This is a genomic window from Ruegeria sp. BC1, assembly GCF_056539305.1.
This window is the reverse complement of sequence record NZ_JBQFUT010000001.1, coordinates 325,777-342,331: the sequence shown is the minus strand read 5'-3', so window position 1 is coordinate 342,331 and position 16,555 is coordinate 325,777. Positions and strand designations below refer to the sequence as shown.

Here is a 16,555-nt window from a genome sequence, read left to right as displayed (position 1 = left end):
GGCGTGTTCTGCCCCAACATAAGCAGGTTTATCGGGATGAAAAGTAACGCTTGGCGTTAACCTTTTATATGCAATCGAAAATCAGGGCCTTCGGCGTAAACAGGCCAAAATTCGGTGCAGTCCTTCAAAGGATTGATTGTCAGGCAGCGCGATTCTAGCGTACACGCGCAACTGGTGCATTCCAGTATGCGCATATTATTTTTTTGCAACGGAGACAGAGAGTTGAAACGCATTTTTACACTCGGAATGGCAATTGGCCTGTTGGCCTCGACCGCAGCGACTGCCGACACATTCCTGCGCTATGGTGAAGTCGAAGGATGGAAGGTTTTCATCGACCAGGAAAAGAAATCCTGCCTGATCGAGGCCGTGGATGACGCGGAAAACGTGGTTCAGATGGGCCTGACAAGCGATCGTGGCGTTGGCTATGTCGGTGTCTTTACCAAAGCCAAGACCGACATCAAAAGAGGTGACACCGAGGCTGTCGCGATTCTGTTGGGAGATAACGTCTATATCGGCGAAGCGACCGGCATGAAGGGCAACATCACCAAGGGATACTCGGGCGGATATGTCCTGTCAGACGATCCCCAATTTGCCGAGGATATTGCCAAGCAGAAGGTCATGTTGGTCTTTCCAGAAAAGGAATTCGCCTTCACCGTCGACCTGACCGGCACCTACAAGGCCATGGAAATGGCGCGCAAGTGCAACGAAGAACAGCTGAGCTAACCCTTAGCCTGAAAGCGCGGTCATCAACCGCGCTTTCTCGCCCATGTCGTCGGGTTGAGAGATAACGGCGGCCAGATCCTCTAGCGACGCAATCGAATGCCCCGCGCGGAAGCTGTCCACATGCGGCAGCATCGCCCGAACGCCCTGCGCCTTGGGTGCAAACCCGTCCCAACGCAATAGCGGGTTCAACCAGATCAACCTTCGCGCGGACAGGTGGAGGCGCTCCATTTCTTTGCTCAAAGCTACCGGTTCACCGCGATCCAACCCGTCTGAGATCAAAAGGACCACGGCGCCCTGCCCCATGACGCGGCGCGACCAGTCGCGGTTGAAGGCGTGCAGGCATGACCCAATCCGTGTACCACCCTCCCAGTCCTGCGCCTCAGCCCCGGCGGCAGCCAGAGCGGCATCCACGTCGCGCTGTTGCAAGTGGCGGGTGATGTTAGTCAGGCGAGTTCCGAACGTAAAAGCATGAACCTTGGCCCAACCTGCCCCTTTTGCGTTCGAAACAGTATGCAAAAAATGCAGGATAATCCGGCTGTACTGGCTCATTGATCCAGAGATGTCACAAAGCACAACCAGATTGGGCCAGCGCGGTTTTGGCTTGAGGCGCGCTATATCTCTTAGTTCGCCCCCTTGCCGCATCGCGGCGCGCAATGTACGGGCGCGGTCGACGCGGTGGCCCTGATGGCTGGCCTGCCCGCGTCGCGACTCGATGGGTTTGACCGGCAGTGTCAATTCAGCCAGCATGCGCTTGGCCCGTGCAATTTCGCCGGTACTCATCTGTTCAAAATCCAGATTTCGCAAACGCTCTTCGGATGACGCGGTTTGCGAGGCGTCGATCTCTAGCTCGGTCTCTTCCCCTTGGGCGGATTCCTCGGGCAAATCGCGTTCAACCCCGTCCAGCAAAGCCTCAGCCGCGCGTTTTTCTGCAGCGTCGGCCTTGCGTTCTTCCTGCACCCCCCGAATGGCAGGCAGCATCATGGACATCATGTGCTCAAGATATCGCGGGTCGCGCCAATAAAGGCGAAAAACCTGAGCAAACACTGTGCGATGCTCGGGCCGGTTCACAAAGCAGGCGTGAAGGGTCCAGTAGAAATCCTGTTTTTGAGTAAAGCCTGCCACCTGCACAGCCCGGATCGCATCCACAACCCGCCCAGTTCCAATCGGCAGCCCAGCCTTGCGCAAGGCCCGCGCAAAATGGGTGATATTCTGCGCTAGCTTCGGATCATCGGGAATATTCAGCGGGAGTTGTTCAGCCATCAGACCGGTTCAAGCGAGGCTTTGGCCTGATCCAGAATCCGTTTCGCCTCAGACCCCTGAAGTTTCTGAATATCGTCCTGATACTTCAGAATCGCGCCCAACGTGTCGCCGATCACCTCAGGGCTGAGGTTGATTACGTCCAGCGCCAGCAAACACTTGGCCCAGTCGATGGTTTCGGCCACACCCGGTTTCTTGAACAGGTCCTCGGTGCGCAGGTGCTGGACAAAAGCGACAACTTCACGGCTGAGCGCCTCGGCGGCTTCGGGCGCACGGGCGCGGAGAATTTCGATCTCGCGATTGAAATCGGGATAATCAACCCAGTGATACAGGCATCGGCGTTTCAGCGCGTCGTGAACCTCACGCGTGCGGTTCGAGGTCACGATCACGATGGGCGGTTCGGGGGCTTTCACCGTACCCAGCTCGGGGATGGTGACCTGAAAATCGCTGAGCGCCTCAAGCAGGAAGGCTTCAAAGGGTTCATCGGTCCGGTCAAGTTCGTCGATCAGCAGGACAGGTGCGCCGTGCTCATCCGGTCGCATAGCCTGCAATAACGGGCGTTCGATCAGATAGGTGTCCGAGAACAGTTCATCTTGCAATACCCCTCGATCCGCTCCGCCCGAGGCTTCGGCTGTCCGAATGGCCACCATCTGCGCCGGAAAGTTCCATTCATATACCGCCGAGGATGCATCGAGCCCCTCGTAACATTGCAACCGGATCAGGCGACGGTTCAACCCGGTGGCCAATGCCTTGGCGATCTCGGTCTTGCCGACCCCTGCCTCACCTTCCAGGAACAGGGGGCGCCCTAGTTTAAGCGACAGGAACACGACAGTGGCCAAAGCCCGCCCGCAAACATAACCCTGTTCACCTAGCATATTCTGAACAGAGTCGATGGAATCTGGCTGTGTCATGTTTAAATCTCTCCTTCCGCACAAGAGGTCACGGGAGCACGCGCACGTCAAGGCATGGTCTTTCCGGGATTTACGGCGGTTGGAGCAGTTGACAAGGTCTTTCGCGAAAGCGACTGCTGTGCTAGCGGAGGCGCCATGACCGATAGCATAACGATCCGCCGCCCCGACGACTGGCATCTGCACCTGCGCGATGGCGCCATGATGCAGGCCGTCCTGCCCGAAACCGCACGCCATTTTGCCCGTGCAATCATCATGCCGAACCTTGTCCCCCCCGTCGTGCGCAGTGATCAGGCAGCTGCCTATCGCGACCGCATCATGGCCGCCCTGCCCGATGGCATGACTTTCGAGCCGCTGATGACCCTGTATCTGACCGAGGACACCGATGCCGAGGACATGGCCGCCGCGCATGCCAGCGGGCTAATCAAGGCGGTCAAGCTGTACCCGGCAGGTGCAACGACCAATTCGGCCTCGGGCGTACGGAATTTCGACAAGGTGCGTCCGGTGCTTGAGAAAATGGCGGAGATCGGTCTGCCTATGTGCGTACACGGTGAAGTCACCGACGCTGAGATCGACATCTTCGACCGCGAGGCCGTCTTTATCGACCGCGTTCTGGACCCAATCCGCAGAGCAACTCCGGGACTGCGCGTGGTCATGGAACACATCACGACCGCAAACGGCGTGGATTACGTGAAAGCCAATGAAACCGATCTGGGTGCAACCATCACGACGCACCACCTGATCATCAACCGCAATCACATTCTGGTTGGTGGCATCAAGCCGCACTATTACTGCCTGCCGGTCGCCAAGCGGGAAGAACATCGCGTGGAACTGCTGGCTGCTGCAACTTCGGGCGATAAGCGTTTCTTCCTGGGCACGGACAGTGCGCCGCATACCGATGCAAACAAAGAAATGGCGTGTGGTTGCGCTGGATGCTTTACAGCAACGAACACCATGTCACTGCTGGCCGAAATGTTCGACCTCGCAGACGCGCTAGACAAGTTGGAGGGGTTCACGTCGATCAATGGCCCGGCCTTCTATCGGCTGCCGGTGAACCAGGACACTATCACCCTGACAAAAGGCGACCCGGTGGAGTACCCCAGCAAGATCGAAACCGGCGATGGCCCGGTGACGGTGTTTGAGCCGGGCTTCCCGCTGCACTGGCGCGTGGTCTAACCCGCCAGCATTTTTGCCAATTCGCGGGCGCGGCCTCCGGTGCGCAGCATCGACCAGATCGCGTCCGCATCTTCGCCTCCGATCAACTTGGCCGCCTTTCCGCGTACCCGATCCTCGCGATCCGACAGTGTCATGGGCGTCACCAGATCGTGGGTTGCCCTCAGCCTCGCGCCGTCACGGCGTAATAGAGTCAGCTGCGACTGAGTTTCCGACAGGGCCTCATCCGCTTCAACCGAAACACGGTCACGCAGGGATTTTAGCCTTGGGTCCGCGCAAACCTTGTCGGTAAAGCTGCCCGGCAATGCTGTGTCATAGCCAAGCGCCTGCATCGCAATGACTGTCCGATATGAAAACTTCGCGCCCAAACTGGTTTCCGGCGACATCTGGTTGCATACACTCATCCAGCGCGGATGCGTCTTGATCCGGATCTCGGCCACTTCGGGTTCGGCAATATCCAGATCACGCGCAGCCTCTAGCGCAGCATGCAGGCCGTGACAGCAGGCGTGGAATTTGTGGCTGACATTTTCGAACAACCATTCATCTCCTAAACCGATCAACGCTGTCTGACTGTCCCCTTCGCCTTTGTGGGTCTCACCAAACCCGTATTTTCCGTCCAACGCATCCATGTTTGGCTCGAACCCCTTGGCGACCAACAAGGCCGCCTCGACCCCGGCCGAGGCCGCAAGCCCCGCGTTATAGGGTTTACCCATCGTCCCAAACTGCGCCTTAAGCCCGGCAGCGCGGGTCGCTGCCAGCCCCAGCACTTTGCGCATCCTGACGGCATCGAACTTCAGAATACGCCCCGCAGCTACAGCCGCGCCAAAGGCACCTGCTGTTGCGGTCTGATGAAAGCCCGCCTGATAGTGGTCGCGACCCAGCCACAGCCCAACACGGATCGACGCTTCCATTCCCACCAATGCGGCTTCAAGGAAATCCACAAGAATGCGATCATCCCACTCGCTCAGCGCTAGGGCAGATGGCAAGACGGCCACCGAAGGGTGACCAATGTGTGCGAAATGCGTGTCGTCGTAATCCAACGCATGGGACACAGTGCCGTTGACCAATGCCGCCCCCCGCAGCGGGGCCATATCGCCGCCGAACAGATGGGCCTGACCGGTGCCACCTTCACTAAGCACAAGGTCGCGTACGGTTTCTGAAACCGGCTCGTCAAAACCAGCACGCCCGACCGAGACCCAATCCAAAACGGACAGCGAGGTCACGACCCGCGTTTGCAGCGTTGTCTCGACAGGCCCTGCGGCGAACGCGGCCAAAGATGTAGAAAAATCACTCATGGGCGCAGTCTAGCGTGCGCCGGTTTTGGGTAAAGGTCTAGCTGTACAAATCCGCTGCACGGGCCTCAAAAGCCTGCACAATCCGGTGCATCGCTTCGTTGAAAACAACCCCGATGATGCCTTGCAGGATGGCATTCTTGAACTCGAAATCTACATGAAAGGAAATATTGCAACCGCCCTCGGGCGCGTCTTCGAACAGCCAGTCGGATTTCATATATTTAAACGGGCCATCCAGATATTCGGTGTCGATTTTCATCTGATCGGGAAACAGCGTCACCCGGCTGCCGAACCGTTCGCGAAATACTTTGAACGAGATGATCAGGTCCGCCTCCATCACCTGCGCTTCACCCGCAGCATAGGTTCTTCGGATACGGGCTGCGGCGCACCAGGGTAGAAACTCGGGGTACTTGGCTACATCCGCCACCAGATCATACATCTGCTGAGCCGTGTAAGGCAGGTGTCGGGTTTCCGAATGAGTAGGCATGGCGTCCGGTATTTACAGGTGACAATGGCGCGTCATGTCGTATGTTGCGCGCCAAAGATCAAGGGGGCAGCGATGAGCGACCGCGCATATGTGATAGATGAGATGATCTCGGCCAAGGCCATTGCCGCCCGGATCGAAGAACTGTGCCGCGATATCACCAAAGAGTTCGTTGATACCGACAAGCTGGTTGTTGTTGGCCTGTTGCGCGGCAGCTTTGTCTTTATCGCTGATCTGGTGCGCGAACTGGATCTGCCGATCGAGGTGGATTTCCTTGAAGCTTCGTCTTATGGCGATTCAATGGAAAGCAGCCGCGAAGTGCGCATTCTCAAGGATTTACGCGGCGCCATCGAAGGCCGGGATGTTCTTGTTGTTGAAGATATCGTCGATACTGGCCACACATTGAACCACGTAACCAACCTGCTGCGCAGCCGGAGCCCTGCTCGCCTGCGTTCCATCGCCCTTTTGGACAAACCCAGCCGGCGCGAGGTTGATTTTCGGTCAGATTGGATCGGCTTTGAGATTCCGGACGAATTTGTCGTGGGTTACGGGATCGACTACGCCCAACGCAATCGCAACCTGCCTTTCATCGGCAAGGTACGCTTTACCGAGGACTGAACGGGCCGAGCACCTGCTGTATCGCCGTCAGAAAGATCTCGGTTCCAATCGGAATCAATGCGTCTGGAAAATCGTAGTCCGGGTTGTGCAACTGCGGGTGGTCGGTGCCTGACCCTAACCAGAACATGGCTGTTTTCGCCGATTTGCTGAATTGTCCGAAATCTTCAGAGAATTTCTGTGGGCTGTCGGTCAATTCGCAACTCACACCTAGATCGGCGCAGGACTGGCTCAGGATATCGACGGCCTCCGGCGCGTTCTCGCAAGCAAGAAAGATGTCGCCATAGTAGACCTCGTACCCCAACCCCTGTTCCGATGCTGCCTGCGCGACCAGCGCCTCGGCATCTTCCATCAGGCTCTGCATGCGGGTGTCAGAGACGGTGCGCAAGGTCACCCACAATTCGGCCCGGCCCGGCGACACCCCGAAGGTCTGCTCACCCAAAGTGGCATGCGTGACAGTCGTCAGCGCAAATCCGGCATCCAAGGGACCACCTTTGCCCAATTTTGCTAGTTGCGGCATCAGTAATGATAGAGCTTCCGCGGGCGACACGCCGTCCTGGGGCTCTGCGGCATGAGAGGTCTTTCCAGTCAGGACAATCTTCATCCCGCGCGAGGCGCAATTGGCCGGGCCTTCGCAAAGCGCAACCTCACCCAACGCCAACCCCGGCAGGTTATGCAGGGAAAACACATAGTCCGGAGAGACATTCGCAAATTTCGGGTCTGCCCGAAACGCAATGGCGCCCTGTCCCGTTTCCTCAGCGGGCTGGAATATCAAGACCACGCGCCCCTTTTGAGGCCGGTATTGCCCTATGTGATCAGCCACGCCCAGAACCATCGCCATATGGCCGTCATGACCGCACAGATGTCCCTTGCCGGGAATACGCGACCTGTAAGCCGCAGCTGACAATTCCTGTATCGGCAACCCGTCCAACTCACATCGAATGGCAATGGTCGGTCCGGCCTGCCCGCTGTCGACCACCGCCGCCACACCATGTCCGCCAATATCGGTCAGCACTTGATCCGCGCCGCTGGCCCGCAGTTCGTCAGCGATACGGGCAGCCGTTTTTTTCTCCTGACCGGAAAGTTCAGGGTATTGATGCAATTCGTGACGCAGGCAGGTCAGCCGCGCAATCGCTTCGGGTGTCACCCTTGTTCCAACTTCTTCTGGCGGGCATCCCGCAGCCGGGCAAAGTCATCTCCGGCGTGATAGGATGAGCGTGTCAGAGGCGTAGCCGACACCATCAGGAAGCCCTTACCATAAGCCGCCTTTTCATATGAGGCGAACTCCTCCGGCGTCACAAACCGGTCGACACCGTGGTGCTTGGGCGTGGGCTGGAGGTATTGGCCAATGGTTAGAAAGTCGATGTCAGCGGCGCGCATATCGTCCATGACCTGACGAACCTGCTGCTCGTCCTCGCCCAGACCAACCATGATGCCCGACTTAGTGAAGATTGACGGATCCAGTTCCTTAACCCGCTGCAACAATCGCAGAGAGTGGAAATAGCGCGCACCGGGACGTACTTCGGGATACAAGCCCGGAACGGTTTCTAGGTTGTGGTTGAACACGTCGGGTTTGGCCTCGACTACAGCTTCAAGAACCGACGGGTCACATTTCAGGAAATCCGGCGTCAGAATTTCGATTGTCGTCTTGGGCGAGCGATGGCGCACCGCGCGAATGGTCTGCGCGAAATGCTCGGCCCCGCCATCTGTCAGGTCATCCCGGTCAACCGACGTGATCACAACGTGGTTCAGGCCCAGTTTTTGCACCGCGTGCGCCACGCGTCCGGGTTCGAACGCGTCCAGATCGTCCGGGCGGCCCGTTGCGATGTTGCAGAAAGTGCAACCTCGGGTGCAGATATCGCCCATTATCATCATCGTGGCGTGACCCTGGCTCCAGCATTCGCCAACGTTTGGGCATCCGGCTTCTTCGCAAACAGTGACCAGATTGTTTTCGCGCATGATCTTGTGCGTCTCGGCATAGCCTTTCCCGCCGGGCGCCTTGACCCGAATCCACTTCGGTTTCTTCGGCTGCGCATTGTCCTGACGATGCGCCTTTTCGGGATGACGTTGTTCGGGGATCTTCAGATCACGCACGGTTGGCTTTCCTGAATTTGGGTCACTTTGCTTCGACATAATATAATCTGCGAGGCTTAGCTACGCCACCCATGCATATCAGCTATAACAGCGCACCATGCAATCGCAGAAAAAAGTCAAGATTACCTGCTAAATACATTATAAAACATTCCACTTTTCCACCATCACTCAAATTTGCAGATGCCAAAACAATTCGATTGAAGCGAATTTAGAACTGTTTTAACTCATGGCCAATTCACACATGAATCACAGGAATTTGAAAATGAAATCCGGGACCAAACTGCCTGACGTAACCTTCCACACGCGTGTTCGTGACGAGGCCGTCGAAGGCCCAAACCCGTTCCGTTGGGAAGACAAAACCACTGCAGATTACTTTGCCGGTAAGCGGGTCATCCTGTTTTCGCTGCCCGGTGCGTTCACCCCGACCTGCTCGACCTACCAGCTGCCCGGTTTTGAAAACGGATTCGCTGAGTTCAAAGAAAAAGGCATCGACGACATCTACTGCATGTCCGTGAACGACAGCTTTGTCATGAACAAGTGGGCGCAAGACCAAGGTTTGGAAAACGTCAAGGTCATTCCCGATGGCTCGGGCGAGTTCACCCGTAAGATGGGCATGTTGGTCGACAAGGACAATCTGGGCTTTGGCATGCGTTCATGGCGCTATGCTGCCATCGTAAACGACGGCGTAGTCGAAGCCTGGTTCGAAGAGCCCGGCCTGATGGACAACTGCCCCGAAGACCCCTATGGCGTTTCGTCCCCTGAAAACCTGAATAAGCACCTGGATGAAGCTCGGGAACCGGCACTGGCCTAAGGGTTTCAGCCAGCAAAACGAAAGGCTCGCTTCAGGCGGGCCTTTTTTTGGTTCAGACGCGGGTTGCAGCCACTATGTCTTCACCGACCTGCTGGATAACGGCGGCCAGACCGTCGAACCAATCCTCTCCCCCGGTCGAGGAACGGCGGACCAACCCCACCGTGCGAGCAGGTTGCGGTGTCGTAAAGCGGAGAAGTTTCAGCCCTGGCACGGCATGCGTTTCCGCGCGGGCGGCGAGTTCTGGCATCAGCGTTAATCCGAACCCTTCGGCAACCAATCGCGAAAGGGTTGCCAGCGAGGACGCCCCCATATTGATCAATCCGCTGCTCCGATCCTGACCACAGACCTCTAACGCCTGATCCGTTAGGCAGTGGCCATCATCCAATAACATGAGTTGTGCGGTCTTAAGATCTAGCGGTCGTAACACTTCGGGATCAGGTGCCATGCCCTCAAGACGCGCGGTCGTACCCGCCAGCAAAAACCGATCCTCAAACAAGGGCACTTCAAACAGTTCGCTCCCACCTGCAGGCAAAGCCATGATCCCGGCATCGATCTCTCCGCCCCGAAGCATCGCCAACAGACGTTCCGTTCTGGCCTCGCGGACCTGAACCCGCAATGATACGTCGGCCGAGCGCAGGCCGGCCAGCACGCCGGGCAGCAAATAAGGGGCTATCGTGGGAATAATTCCAATCGACAGCGATCTGTGCCCGCCCGAGCGATCCCTGGCAAATTGATCCAACCTGTCGGCGGCCCCAAGCACCTGCCGCGCATAATCCAGCACATCCCGTCCCAAAGGTGTCAGAAGGATGTCGCGCGCCTGACGCTCGAACAAAGCACCGCCCAGCGTCCCCTCCAGTACTTTGATTTGAACCGACAATGCGGGTTGTGAAACATGGCAAACCTGCGCTGCCCGACCGAAGTTACGTTGTTCGGCGACAGCGCTAAAGTATTGCAGTTGTCTGAGTGTGAAATTCATAATCCTTGACTATCAATTCACACTCAAAGCGCAACCAAAACATATCAAAACATTTACCCAATCATGCGATTCCGTTCAGACTGTGATTCATAATGGCGTCTGAGCCGCTGCAATGCGATCCGCAGGACGATCTTGCCCGAACGCGCCGACCACCCCATACGTTTTTCAGCAAGTTCCAACCCCTCTAGGTAACAGCAACAACGCAAGGCAACGTCGCTTAACCCCGGCCCCAGATCCGACAAGGCGTGTGCCACCCGATCACGTGCGTCTGATGAGCCGCGCCCGCCGTGAGACTCGCTGTCAAAACTGCCACGCCCCCCTGCCGTTAGAAAACGGTCCCAATTCTGCGCAACCTGAGGACCTATTTGCGCCAATTCGAAATCCTCGCGCAGGCGTTCACCCGCAGCCACGAGTTTTTCGTCCAAGAAGGGTTTGCCATCCCGATCTCGCCTGCGGGCCAGTGCGATCAGAGGGCTTTCGGCAGCACTGTATCGAACACGTCTTGGGCGGTCGGAATGAACTCTGCTTCCGTGGTTAGTATTTGCTGCCAGAAAAGGAGTCTGCGCCTCGGCCATACCGAATTCGTTCTGCTCTCGCGCCTTGTTTTCTGCCTCGGCAATCAGACGGCTTAATGCTGCCCGGCCTGCGGACGAAATCCGATAGCGCGAAATGCGACCCGGATTGTCGCACGAAATCCAGTCTTTCAAGGCCAGCGCCTGCGCGATCTTGCAATCTACTACCGCTGTTCGAGTGGCTGCCGCGTCACCGGTGTCGCGGACCACAACGGCCTTGTCCATTTCTTCTGCCACGGCCAGAACAGAACCAGTTTCACACAAGCGGCGCAGAATTCGAAGCGCCTCATTATTGAACTCTTCGTCCTTGGCAGCAGAATTGTCTTCCTGCGCTGCACCCAAAGTGTTGTCCGCTGTGGCAACCGGGTCGCTAAAATGCGTGTCGGCCAGAGATTGCAGTGCAGCATCCACCAAAGGATCATCACGGCGCGTTTCAATTCGCCTGATCTGCCTGAGTATGGTCGACGCATGGCATCCCGCTGATCGCGCAATGTCGCGGATCGACTGCCCGGTTTCTGTGTGGGCAAGGTATCGTTGCGCCCCCTCAGGTACCCAGGCCGGAATGGTGAATGCCATGTTGTTTTCCATAGTTTCTTGCCCTCATCGACAAATCAATCTGTTCCCAATCGCCCCCGCTGAATTGGTTAACCAATTCTAACTAGAATCGCTTTCGTTACTTGTTCGTTAACCCGCGGGGACAAGGACCAGATTTGATTCAAAAACATAAACACTCATGAAGTCAGAGTTCGGCGCGAACCCAATCAAGGCAACGCCCGCTTAGGTTGTGTGAGAAATGGGTCAACTTCTATTCAAACAAGGGAACCCCGGAATGCAGGACCTGATGACGATGATTACCACTCTCCGCCGCCCACGCCTGTTGGCTCGGGCCGCAAAGTCCGGCGCGAAGGAATATGATCGCGACCGTCATCTGCAACGCATTCTAGGGTACGGCTCATTGCCCAGCACAGGTGCAGCTCTGGTTCGTCTTATGGATATGGAGAGAGAGGTGAATGCGCAAAGGCTCGACGAAGACGCTGCCTATTCGCTGGTCCGTCATCTGGACCTTCTGATCGCGATACTGGGCGAGGCGCAGCTGTTTCAGGCCAGCCGCGCCTCGCAATATCAATAATCAGGTAAAGGCGTCCGGCATGGATGCCTTTTTCTTTTCGATGTACTCGTTCAAGGCGGCATGGATACCTGGGTCGAGTTGCGGTTGCTGATAGTTGGCCAACAGATGCTCGACCCGTGCCGAGGCCAGCTGCCGCGTGTCACGACTGCCTTCGTCTTCCCAAGTTTCGAACGGCTTATAATCCAACAGTTCGGATTTCCAGAACGCGTCCTTGAAGTTGGCCTGCGTATGAGCGCAACCCAAGTAGTGGCCACCGGGTCCAACTTCACGGATCGCATCCATCGCCTGCGCGTTCTCGTCATAGGCCACACCTTTGGCCAGACCGTGCAAGACACCCAACTGGTCGGCATCCATGACGAATTTCTCGAAATCCGCCACTAGACCACCTTCAAGCCAGCCACAGGAGTGCAACATAAAGTTCACACCTGCCAACAGCCCCATATTCAGTGAGTTTGCAGTCTCATAGGCCGCCTGAGCGTCCGGCAGCTTTGAGCCGCAGAACGACCCAGCTGAACGGAATGGCAGACCCAAACGACGCGCCAGTTGGCCTGCACCATATGTTACATTCGATGCTTCAGGCGTACCGAAAGTTGGAGCACCCGAGTTCATGTCGATCGACGATACGAATGCACCAAAGATTGCAGGGGCGCCCGGACGAATGATCTGGCTATAGGCTACACCCGCCAAAACTTCGGCTAGTACCTGCGTCAGCGTGCCCGCCACCGAAACCGGAGCCATCGCACCACCTACGATAAAGGGCGAGATGATACAGGCCTGATTGTTCTTCGCGTAAACCTCAAGTGAGCCCATCATCACGTCGTCGAAGGTCATCGGCGAGTTGATATTGGTCAGCGAGGTCATGACAGTGTTTTCCTGCACGAACTCTTTGCCGAACAGGATCTCACACATCTCGACCGAGTCCTGCGCGCGGCTGGGATCGGTGACAGAACCCATGAACGGTTTGTCAGACAGGGACATGTGCGCCATCAGCATATCCAGGTGACGCTTGTTCACCGGAACATCAGTCGGTTCGCAGACAGTACCGCCCGAGTGGTGTAGCCACTTGGACATGTAGGCCAGCTTCACGAACTTATTAAAATCATCCATGGTTGCATAGCGACGACCACCCTGGGCATCGCGCACGAAGGGCGGTCCATAAACCGGCGCCAGAACCAGATTGCGGCCACCGATAACCACCGATTTCTCGGGGTTGCGGGCGTGTTGAGTGAATTCACTGGGCGCCGTCTTGATCAGCTCACGCGCCAGACCGCGCGGAAGGCGCACACGCTCACCATCAACGTCGGCTCCTGCGTCTTTCCAGCGCAGCAGCGCGCCCGGATTGTCGACGAAGTTGACGCCAACCTCAGCCAGGATGGTTTCCGCGTTCGTTTCGATGATCTCCAACGCCTCTTCGTTGAGAACCTCGAAATTCGGAATATTCCGTTCGATGTATTTCGCAGTTTCAATGCGGACTGCGGTGCGCTCGGCCCGGCGGGCGGCACCGCCACCACCTCTGGCTCTGCGTCGGGTGTTTGCCTCTGCCATGAGATAATCCCGTTGATCATGTTCACGTTGCAAATCGTGTTACCGGAACCGCAGATCGCGCCAGACGTGGATTACGGCGCAATAGGGGGAAAAGCGACATGATCGCCATTTCGATTTTGTTTTGACCCGCAATTCCTGATGTTCATGATAAGAGAATGGAACCGGAATCGCAAAAAGCACCTTCACCCTTGCTTGAGCGTAAAACGCTTGATGCGGCCGAAATTGGCGCTGTCGCCCATCTTTATCGAGGTGAAGTTTATCGCAGCACCATCTGGCGCACGCGTCTGGATACAACGACAAACTGGGCGGTTGTCACGCTAGGGGTCGCTCTGTCGATTTCCTTTTCCTCGCCCGAAGCCTCACCCTTGCCGCTGGTGCTGGTTGGCGTTCTGATCATCTTGTTTCTAATGCTCGAAGCGCGGCGATACAGGTATTTCAACGTCTGGCGCGCCCGGGCCAGATGGTTAGAGACGCACTTCTATGCACCTCTTTTGTATGACGGCGACCTGCATATGGAAGAGAATTGGCAAAAAGTTCTGGCCGAAGACTACATGCACCCGAGTTACCACGTAAGCCTGATGGTCGCGATGGGTCGCAGAATTCGCCGGAATTACCTTTGGATTCTGCTGATCCAAAGCCTCGCTTTTGGCGTGAAACTCTCGGTCCACCCTACACCGGTGGAAAGCTTTCCGCAGGCCATCGACCGGGCCAATATTGGCCCCATTCCCGGTGAGGCCCTCATCGTCGGTGGCGTCTTTTACATTCTGTGCTGGTCGGTCATTGCGATCTGGAGTTACCAATCCGATATGAAGCGCGGGTCCCGCCGCGGAAGCAAAAAATCAGACTCAATGGGTTAAAAATTTGGTCATAGCTTTTTCTCCATCATGACTGTGTTGCCAATGACGTCTGTCTCGACCCATCCAAGATGCGCGTAAATCGCGCGTGCGTCCTGCATCAATCTATGGGTGCGTAGAGTAAGATGGGTACAGTTGTTCCTACGGGCCTCAGCCTCTGCATGCGACAGCAACCGGCCGGCGATGCCCTGCCCTTGCGCCTGCGGCGAGACAGCAAGGTTAAAAACCTTCATATCGGAACCTTGCCGATCAAAGATAATCACTCCGGCCAATTGGGTTCCGGTCCACGCCAGAGTCACTTGTTGGTCGTCGATTTCCTGTGAAACGCCCCCAGCCACATCTGGAAGGTCGGAAATAGTTTCGCGGGCCTTGGCATACGCCGCAACGATACATTCTGTGACGGCCTCGACATCGGTTGGCGTCGCGCTGGCAATGCGAATAGTGGTCATTGGTCCCATCTCCTTCTGTATCTGAGCGAAAACAGCTTCATAACGCTTGCACATAACCGCCGCGCGACCTAAGAGCCAGTCATGAGCCAGACATCCCATGACCGCCTTCTGATCATCGACTTCGGCAGCCAGGTTACGCAGCTGATTGCACGCCGCCTGCGCGAGTTGAACGTCTACTGTGAAATCCACCCTTACCAGAAAGTGACGATGGACTTTGTGCGCGAGATGGCGCCCAAGGCCGTGATCTTTTCGGGCGGGCCTGACAGCGTGACCCGCGACGGATCTCCGCGCGCGCCGCAAGAGATTTTTGACTACGGCGTGCCGATCCTGGGTATTTGCTACGGTCAGCAGGTGATGATGCACCAGCTTGGCGGTAAGGTCGAAAGCGGCCATGGAACCGCCGAATTCGGTCGGGCGTTCGTTACCCCCAAAGAGCAGCTTGACATTCTGTCTGGCTGGTTCGCCGATGGAGATGAGCAAGTCTGGATGAGCCACGGTGACCACGTCAGCCAGATTGCACCAGGGTTCGAGGTTTACGGAACCTCCCCCAATGCGCCTTATGCGATTACCGCCGACACCAACCGCCATTTCTATGCGGTGCAGTTCCACCCCGAGGTGCACCACACCCCTAAAGGTGCAAAGCTTTATGAGAACTTCGTCAAGCTGGCCGGGTTCAGCGGCGACTGGACGATGGGTGCTTATCGTGAACAGATGATCGAAAAGATTCGCGAACAAGTTGGCGATAAAAAGGTCATCTGCGGTCTGTCCGGCGGTGTCGACAGCTCGGTCGCGGCGATCCTGATTCACGAGGCGATCGGGGATCAACTGACCTGTGTGTTCGTCGACCACGGACTGTTGCGCAAGAACGAAGCCCAGGAAGTCGTCGGCATGTTCCGCGACAACTATAATATCCGGCTGATTCACGCAGATGAAAGTGAATTGTTCCTTGGCGAGCTGGAAGGTCAATCCGACCCGGAAACCAAGCGCAAGATCATCGGCAAGCTGTTCATCGACGTATTCCAGAAACACGCCGATACCATCGAAGGCGCCGAATTTCTGGCGCAGGGCACGCTATATCCCGATGTAATCGAATCAGTCTCGTTCTCGGGCGGGCCGTCGGTCACGATCAAATCACACCACAATGTTGGTGGCTTGCCCGAAAAGATGGGTCTGAAGCTGGTTGAACCCTTGCGTGAGCTCTTCAAAGACGAAGTTCGCGCGCTGGGCCGCGAGCTTGGCCTGCCGCAGAGTTTTATCGGCCGCCACCCCTTCCCCGGCCCTGGTCTAGCAATTCGCTGCCCCGGCGAGATCACCCGCGAAAAGCTGGAAATTCTGCGCGAAGCCGATGCCGTTTATATCGACCAGATTCGCAAACATGGACTGTACGATGAAATCTGGCAGGCCTTTGTTGCAATACTCCCGGTGCGGACCGTTGGAGTGATGGGAGACGGGCGCACCTACGACTACGCCTGTGCCCTGCGCGCAGTCACGTCGGTCGATGGAATGACGGCGGACTACTACCCGTTCAGCCACGAATTCCTGGGCGAAACAGCTACACGGATCATTAACGAGGTCAAAGGCATCAACAGATGCACCTACGACATTACCTCGAAACCACCGGGAACAATCGAGTGGGAATGACCAGAAAGCCGGGCATTGCCCCGGCTTTTTTC

Annotated in this window: 17 protein-coding genes; 7 read left to right on the top strand and 10 right to left on the bottom strand. The window is 56.7% G+C overall.

What is annotated here, in order from left to right; genetic code table 11:
- Nucleotides 1-222: 222 nt before the first annotated feature.
- Nucleotides 223-723 carry a hypothetical protein gene (locus ACR0IY_RS01640; protein WP_480670074.1) on the top strand — a complete coding sequence of 167 codons (501 nt, stop codon included), beginning with the start codon at nt 223-225 and terminating at the stop codon, nt 721-723.
- Between the two features lie 3 nt (nt 724-726).
- Here ACR0IY_RS01640 and ACR0IY_RS01635 read toward each other — a convergent pair whose 3' ends face one another.
- Both ACR0IY_RS01635 and ACR0IY_RS01630 read right to left on the bottom strand, forming a co-directional pair.
- Nucleotides 727-1,983 carry a vWA domain-containing protein gene (locus ACR0IY_RS01635; RefSeq protein WP_480670073.1) on the bottom strand — a complete coding sequence of 419 codons (1,257 nt, stop codon included), beginning with the start codon at nt 1,981-1,983 and terminating at the stop codon, nt 727-729.
- Nucleotides 1,983-2,891: an AAA family ATPase gene (locus ACR0IY_RS01630; RefSeq protein ID WP_480670072.1), complete on the bottom strand. Its 909-nt coding sequence runs from the start codon at nt 2,889-2,891 to the stop codon at nt 1,983-1,985. Before ACR0IY_RS01630 ends, ACR0IY_RS01635 begins: the two co-directional genes overlap by 1 nt.
- Nucleotides 2,892-3,026: 135 nt before the next feature.
- Between ACR0IY_RS01630 and pyrC the strand changes: the two genes are divergently transcribed.
- Entirely contained in the window at nt 3,027-4,064 is a 1,038-nt protein-coding gene (gene pyrC, locus ACR0IY_RS01625; RefSeq protein WP_480670070.1) for a dihydroorotase, read from the top strand.
- On the opposite strand, the gene ACR0IY_RS01620 is transcribed toward pyrC, so the two are convergent.
- Together ACR0IY_RS01620 and ACR0IY_RS01615 are read right to left on the bottom strand one after the other, a co-directional pair.
- A complete protein-coding gene (locus ACR0IY_RS01620; protein ID WP_480670069.1) occupies nt 4,061-5,356 on the bottom strand; it encodes an MmgE/PrpD family protein in 1,296 nt (431 codons plus the stop codon). The genes pyrC and ACR0IY_RS01620 overlap by 4 nt on opposite strands.
- A 37-nt stretch (nt 5,357-5,393) precedes the next feature.
- Nucleotides 5,394-5,840 carry a type II toxin-antitoxin system RatA family toxin gene (locus tag ACR0IY_RS01615; RefSeq protein WP_480670067.1) on the bottom strand — a complete coding sequence of 149 codons (447 nt, stop codon included), beginning with the start codon at nt 5,838-5,840 and terminating at the stop codon, nt 5,394-5,396.
- Between the two features lie 72 nt (nt 5,841-5,912).
- Between ACR0IY_RS01615 and hpt the strand changes: the two genes are divergently transcribed.
- The gene (hpt, locus tag ACR0IY_RS01610; RefSeq protein ID WP_480670065.1) at nt 5,913-6,455 is read left to right on the top strand and encodes a hypoxanthine phosphoribosyltransferase; all 543 of its coding nucleotides are present in this window, start codon (nt 5,913-5,915) and stop codon (nt 6,453-6,455) included.
- Here the strand turns inward: hpt and ACR0IY_RS01605 are convergent.
- Nucleotides 6,442-7,599, bottom strand: coding sequence for an amidohydrolase (locus tag ACR0IY_RS01605; RefSeq protein ID WP_480670063.1), 1,158 nt, complete (start codon nt 7,597-7,599; stop codon nt 6,442-6,444). The two genes, hpt and ACR0IY_RS01605, sit on opposite strands and share 14 nt — an antisense overlap.
- Nucleotides 7,596-8,546: a lipoyl synthase gene (lipA, locus tag ACR0IY_RS01600; protein ID WP_480670062.1), complete on the bottom strand. Its 951-nt coding sequence runs from the start codon at nt 8,544-8,546 to the stop codon at nt 7,596-7,598. Before lipA ends, ACR0IY_RS01605 begins: the two co-directional genes overlap by 4 nt.
- Nucleotides 8,547-8,808: 262 nt before the next feature.
- On the opposite strand from lipA, the gene ACR0IY_RS01595 reads away from it, so the two are divergent.
- Nucleotides 8,809-9,357, top strand: a complete 549-nt coding sequence (locus ACR0IY_RS01595; protein ID WP_480670061.1) for a redoxin family protein — start codon at nt 8,809-8,811, stop codon at nt 9,355-9,357.
- 52 nt (nt 9,358-9,409) lie between these two features.
- Here ACR0IY_RS01595 and ACR0IY_RS01590 read toward each other — a convergent pair whose 3' ends face one another.
- A complete protein-coding gene (locus ACR0IY_RS01590) occupies nt 9,410-10,333 on the bottom strand; it encodes a hydrogen peroxide-inducible genes activator (protein ID WP_480670060.1) in 924 nt (307 codons plus the stop codon).
- Between the two features lie 53 nt (nt 10,334-10,386).
- Complete coding sequence (locus tag ACR0IY_RS01585) at nt 10,387-11,493, bottom strand: DUF6456 domain-containing protein (RefSeq protein WP_480670059.1); 1,107 nt, start codon at nt 11,491-11,493, stop codon at nt 10,387-10,389.
- Nucleotides 11,494-11,734: 241 nt separating this feature from the next.
- Between ACR0IY_RS01585 and ACR0IY_RS01580 the strand changes: the two genes are divergently transcribed.
- Nucleotides 11,735-12,034, top strand: a complete 300-nt coding sequence (locus tag ACR0IY_RS01580) for a DUF6477 family protein (RefSeq protein WP_480670058.1) — start codon at nt 11,735-11,737, stop codon at nt 12,032-12,034.
- Here ACR0IY_RS01580 and ACR0IY_RS01575 read toward each other — a convergent pair whose 3' ends face one another.
- A complete protein-coding gene (locus ACR0IY_RS01575; protein ID WP_480670057.1) occupies nt 12,035-13,579 on the bottom strand; it encodes a trimethylamine methyltransferase family protein in 1,545 nt (514 codons plus the stop codon). It abuts the gene before it with no gap.
- Between the two features lie 155 nt (nt 13,580-13,734).
- Between ACR0IY_RS01575 and ACR0IY_RS01570 the strand changes: the two genes are divergently transcribed.
- Entirely contained in the window at nt 13,735-14,436 is a 702-nt protein-coding gene (locus ACR0IY_RS01570) for a DUF2270 domain-containing protein (RefSeq protein ID WP_480670056.1), read from the top strand.
- A gap of 8 nt (nt 14,437-14,444) precedes the next feature.
- Here ACR0IY_RS01570 and ACR0IY_RS01565 read toward each other — a convergent pair whose 3' ends face one another.
- Nucleotides 14,445-14,882, bottom strand: coding sequence for a GNAT family N-acetyltransferase (locus ACR0IY_RS01565; RefSeq protein ID WP_480670055.1), 438 nt, complete (start codon nt 14,880-14,882; stop codon nt 14,445-14,447).
- 81 nt (nt 14,883-14,963) lie between these two features.
- On the opposite strand from ACR0IY_RS01565, the gene guaA reads away from it, so the two are divergent.
- Nucleotides 14,964-16,523: a glutamine-hydrolyzing GMP synthase gene (gene guaA, locus ACR0IY_RS01560; RefSeq protein ID WP_480670053.1), complete on the top strand. Its 1,560-nt coding sequence runs from the start codon at nt 14,964-14,966 to the stop codon at nt 16,521-16,523.
- Nucleotides 16,524-16,555: the final 32 nt, after the last annotated feature.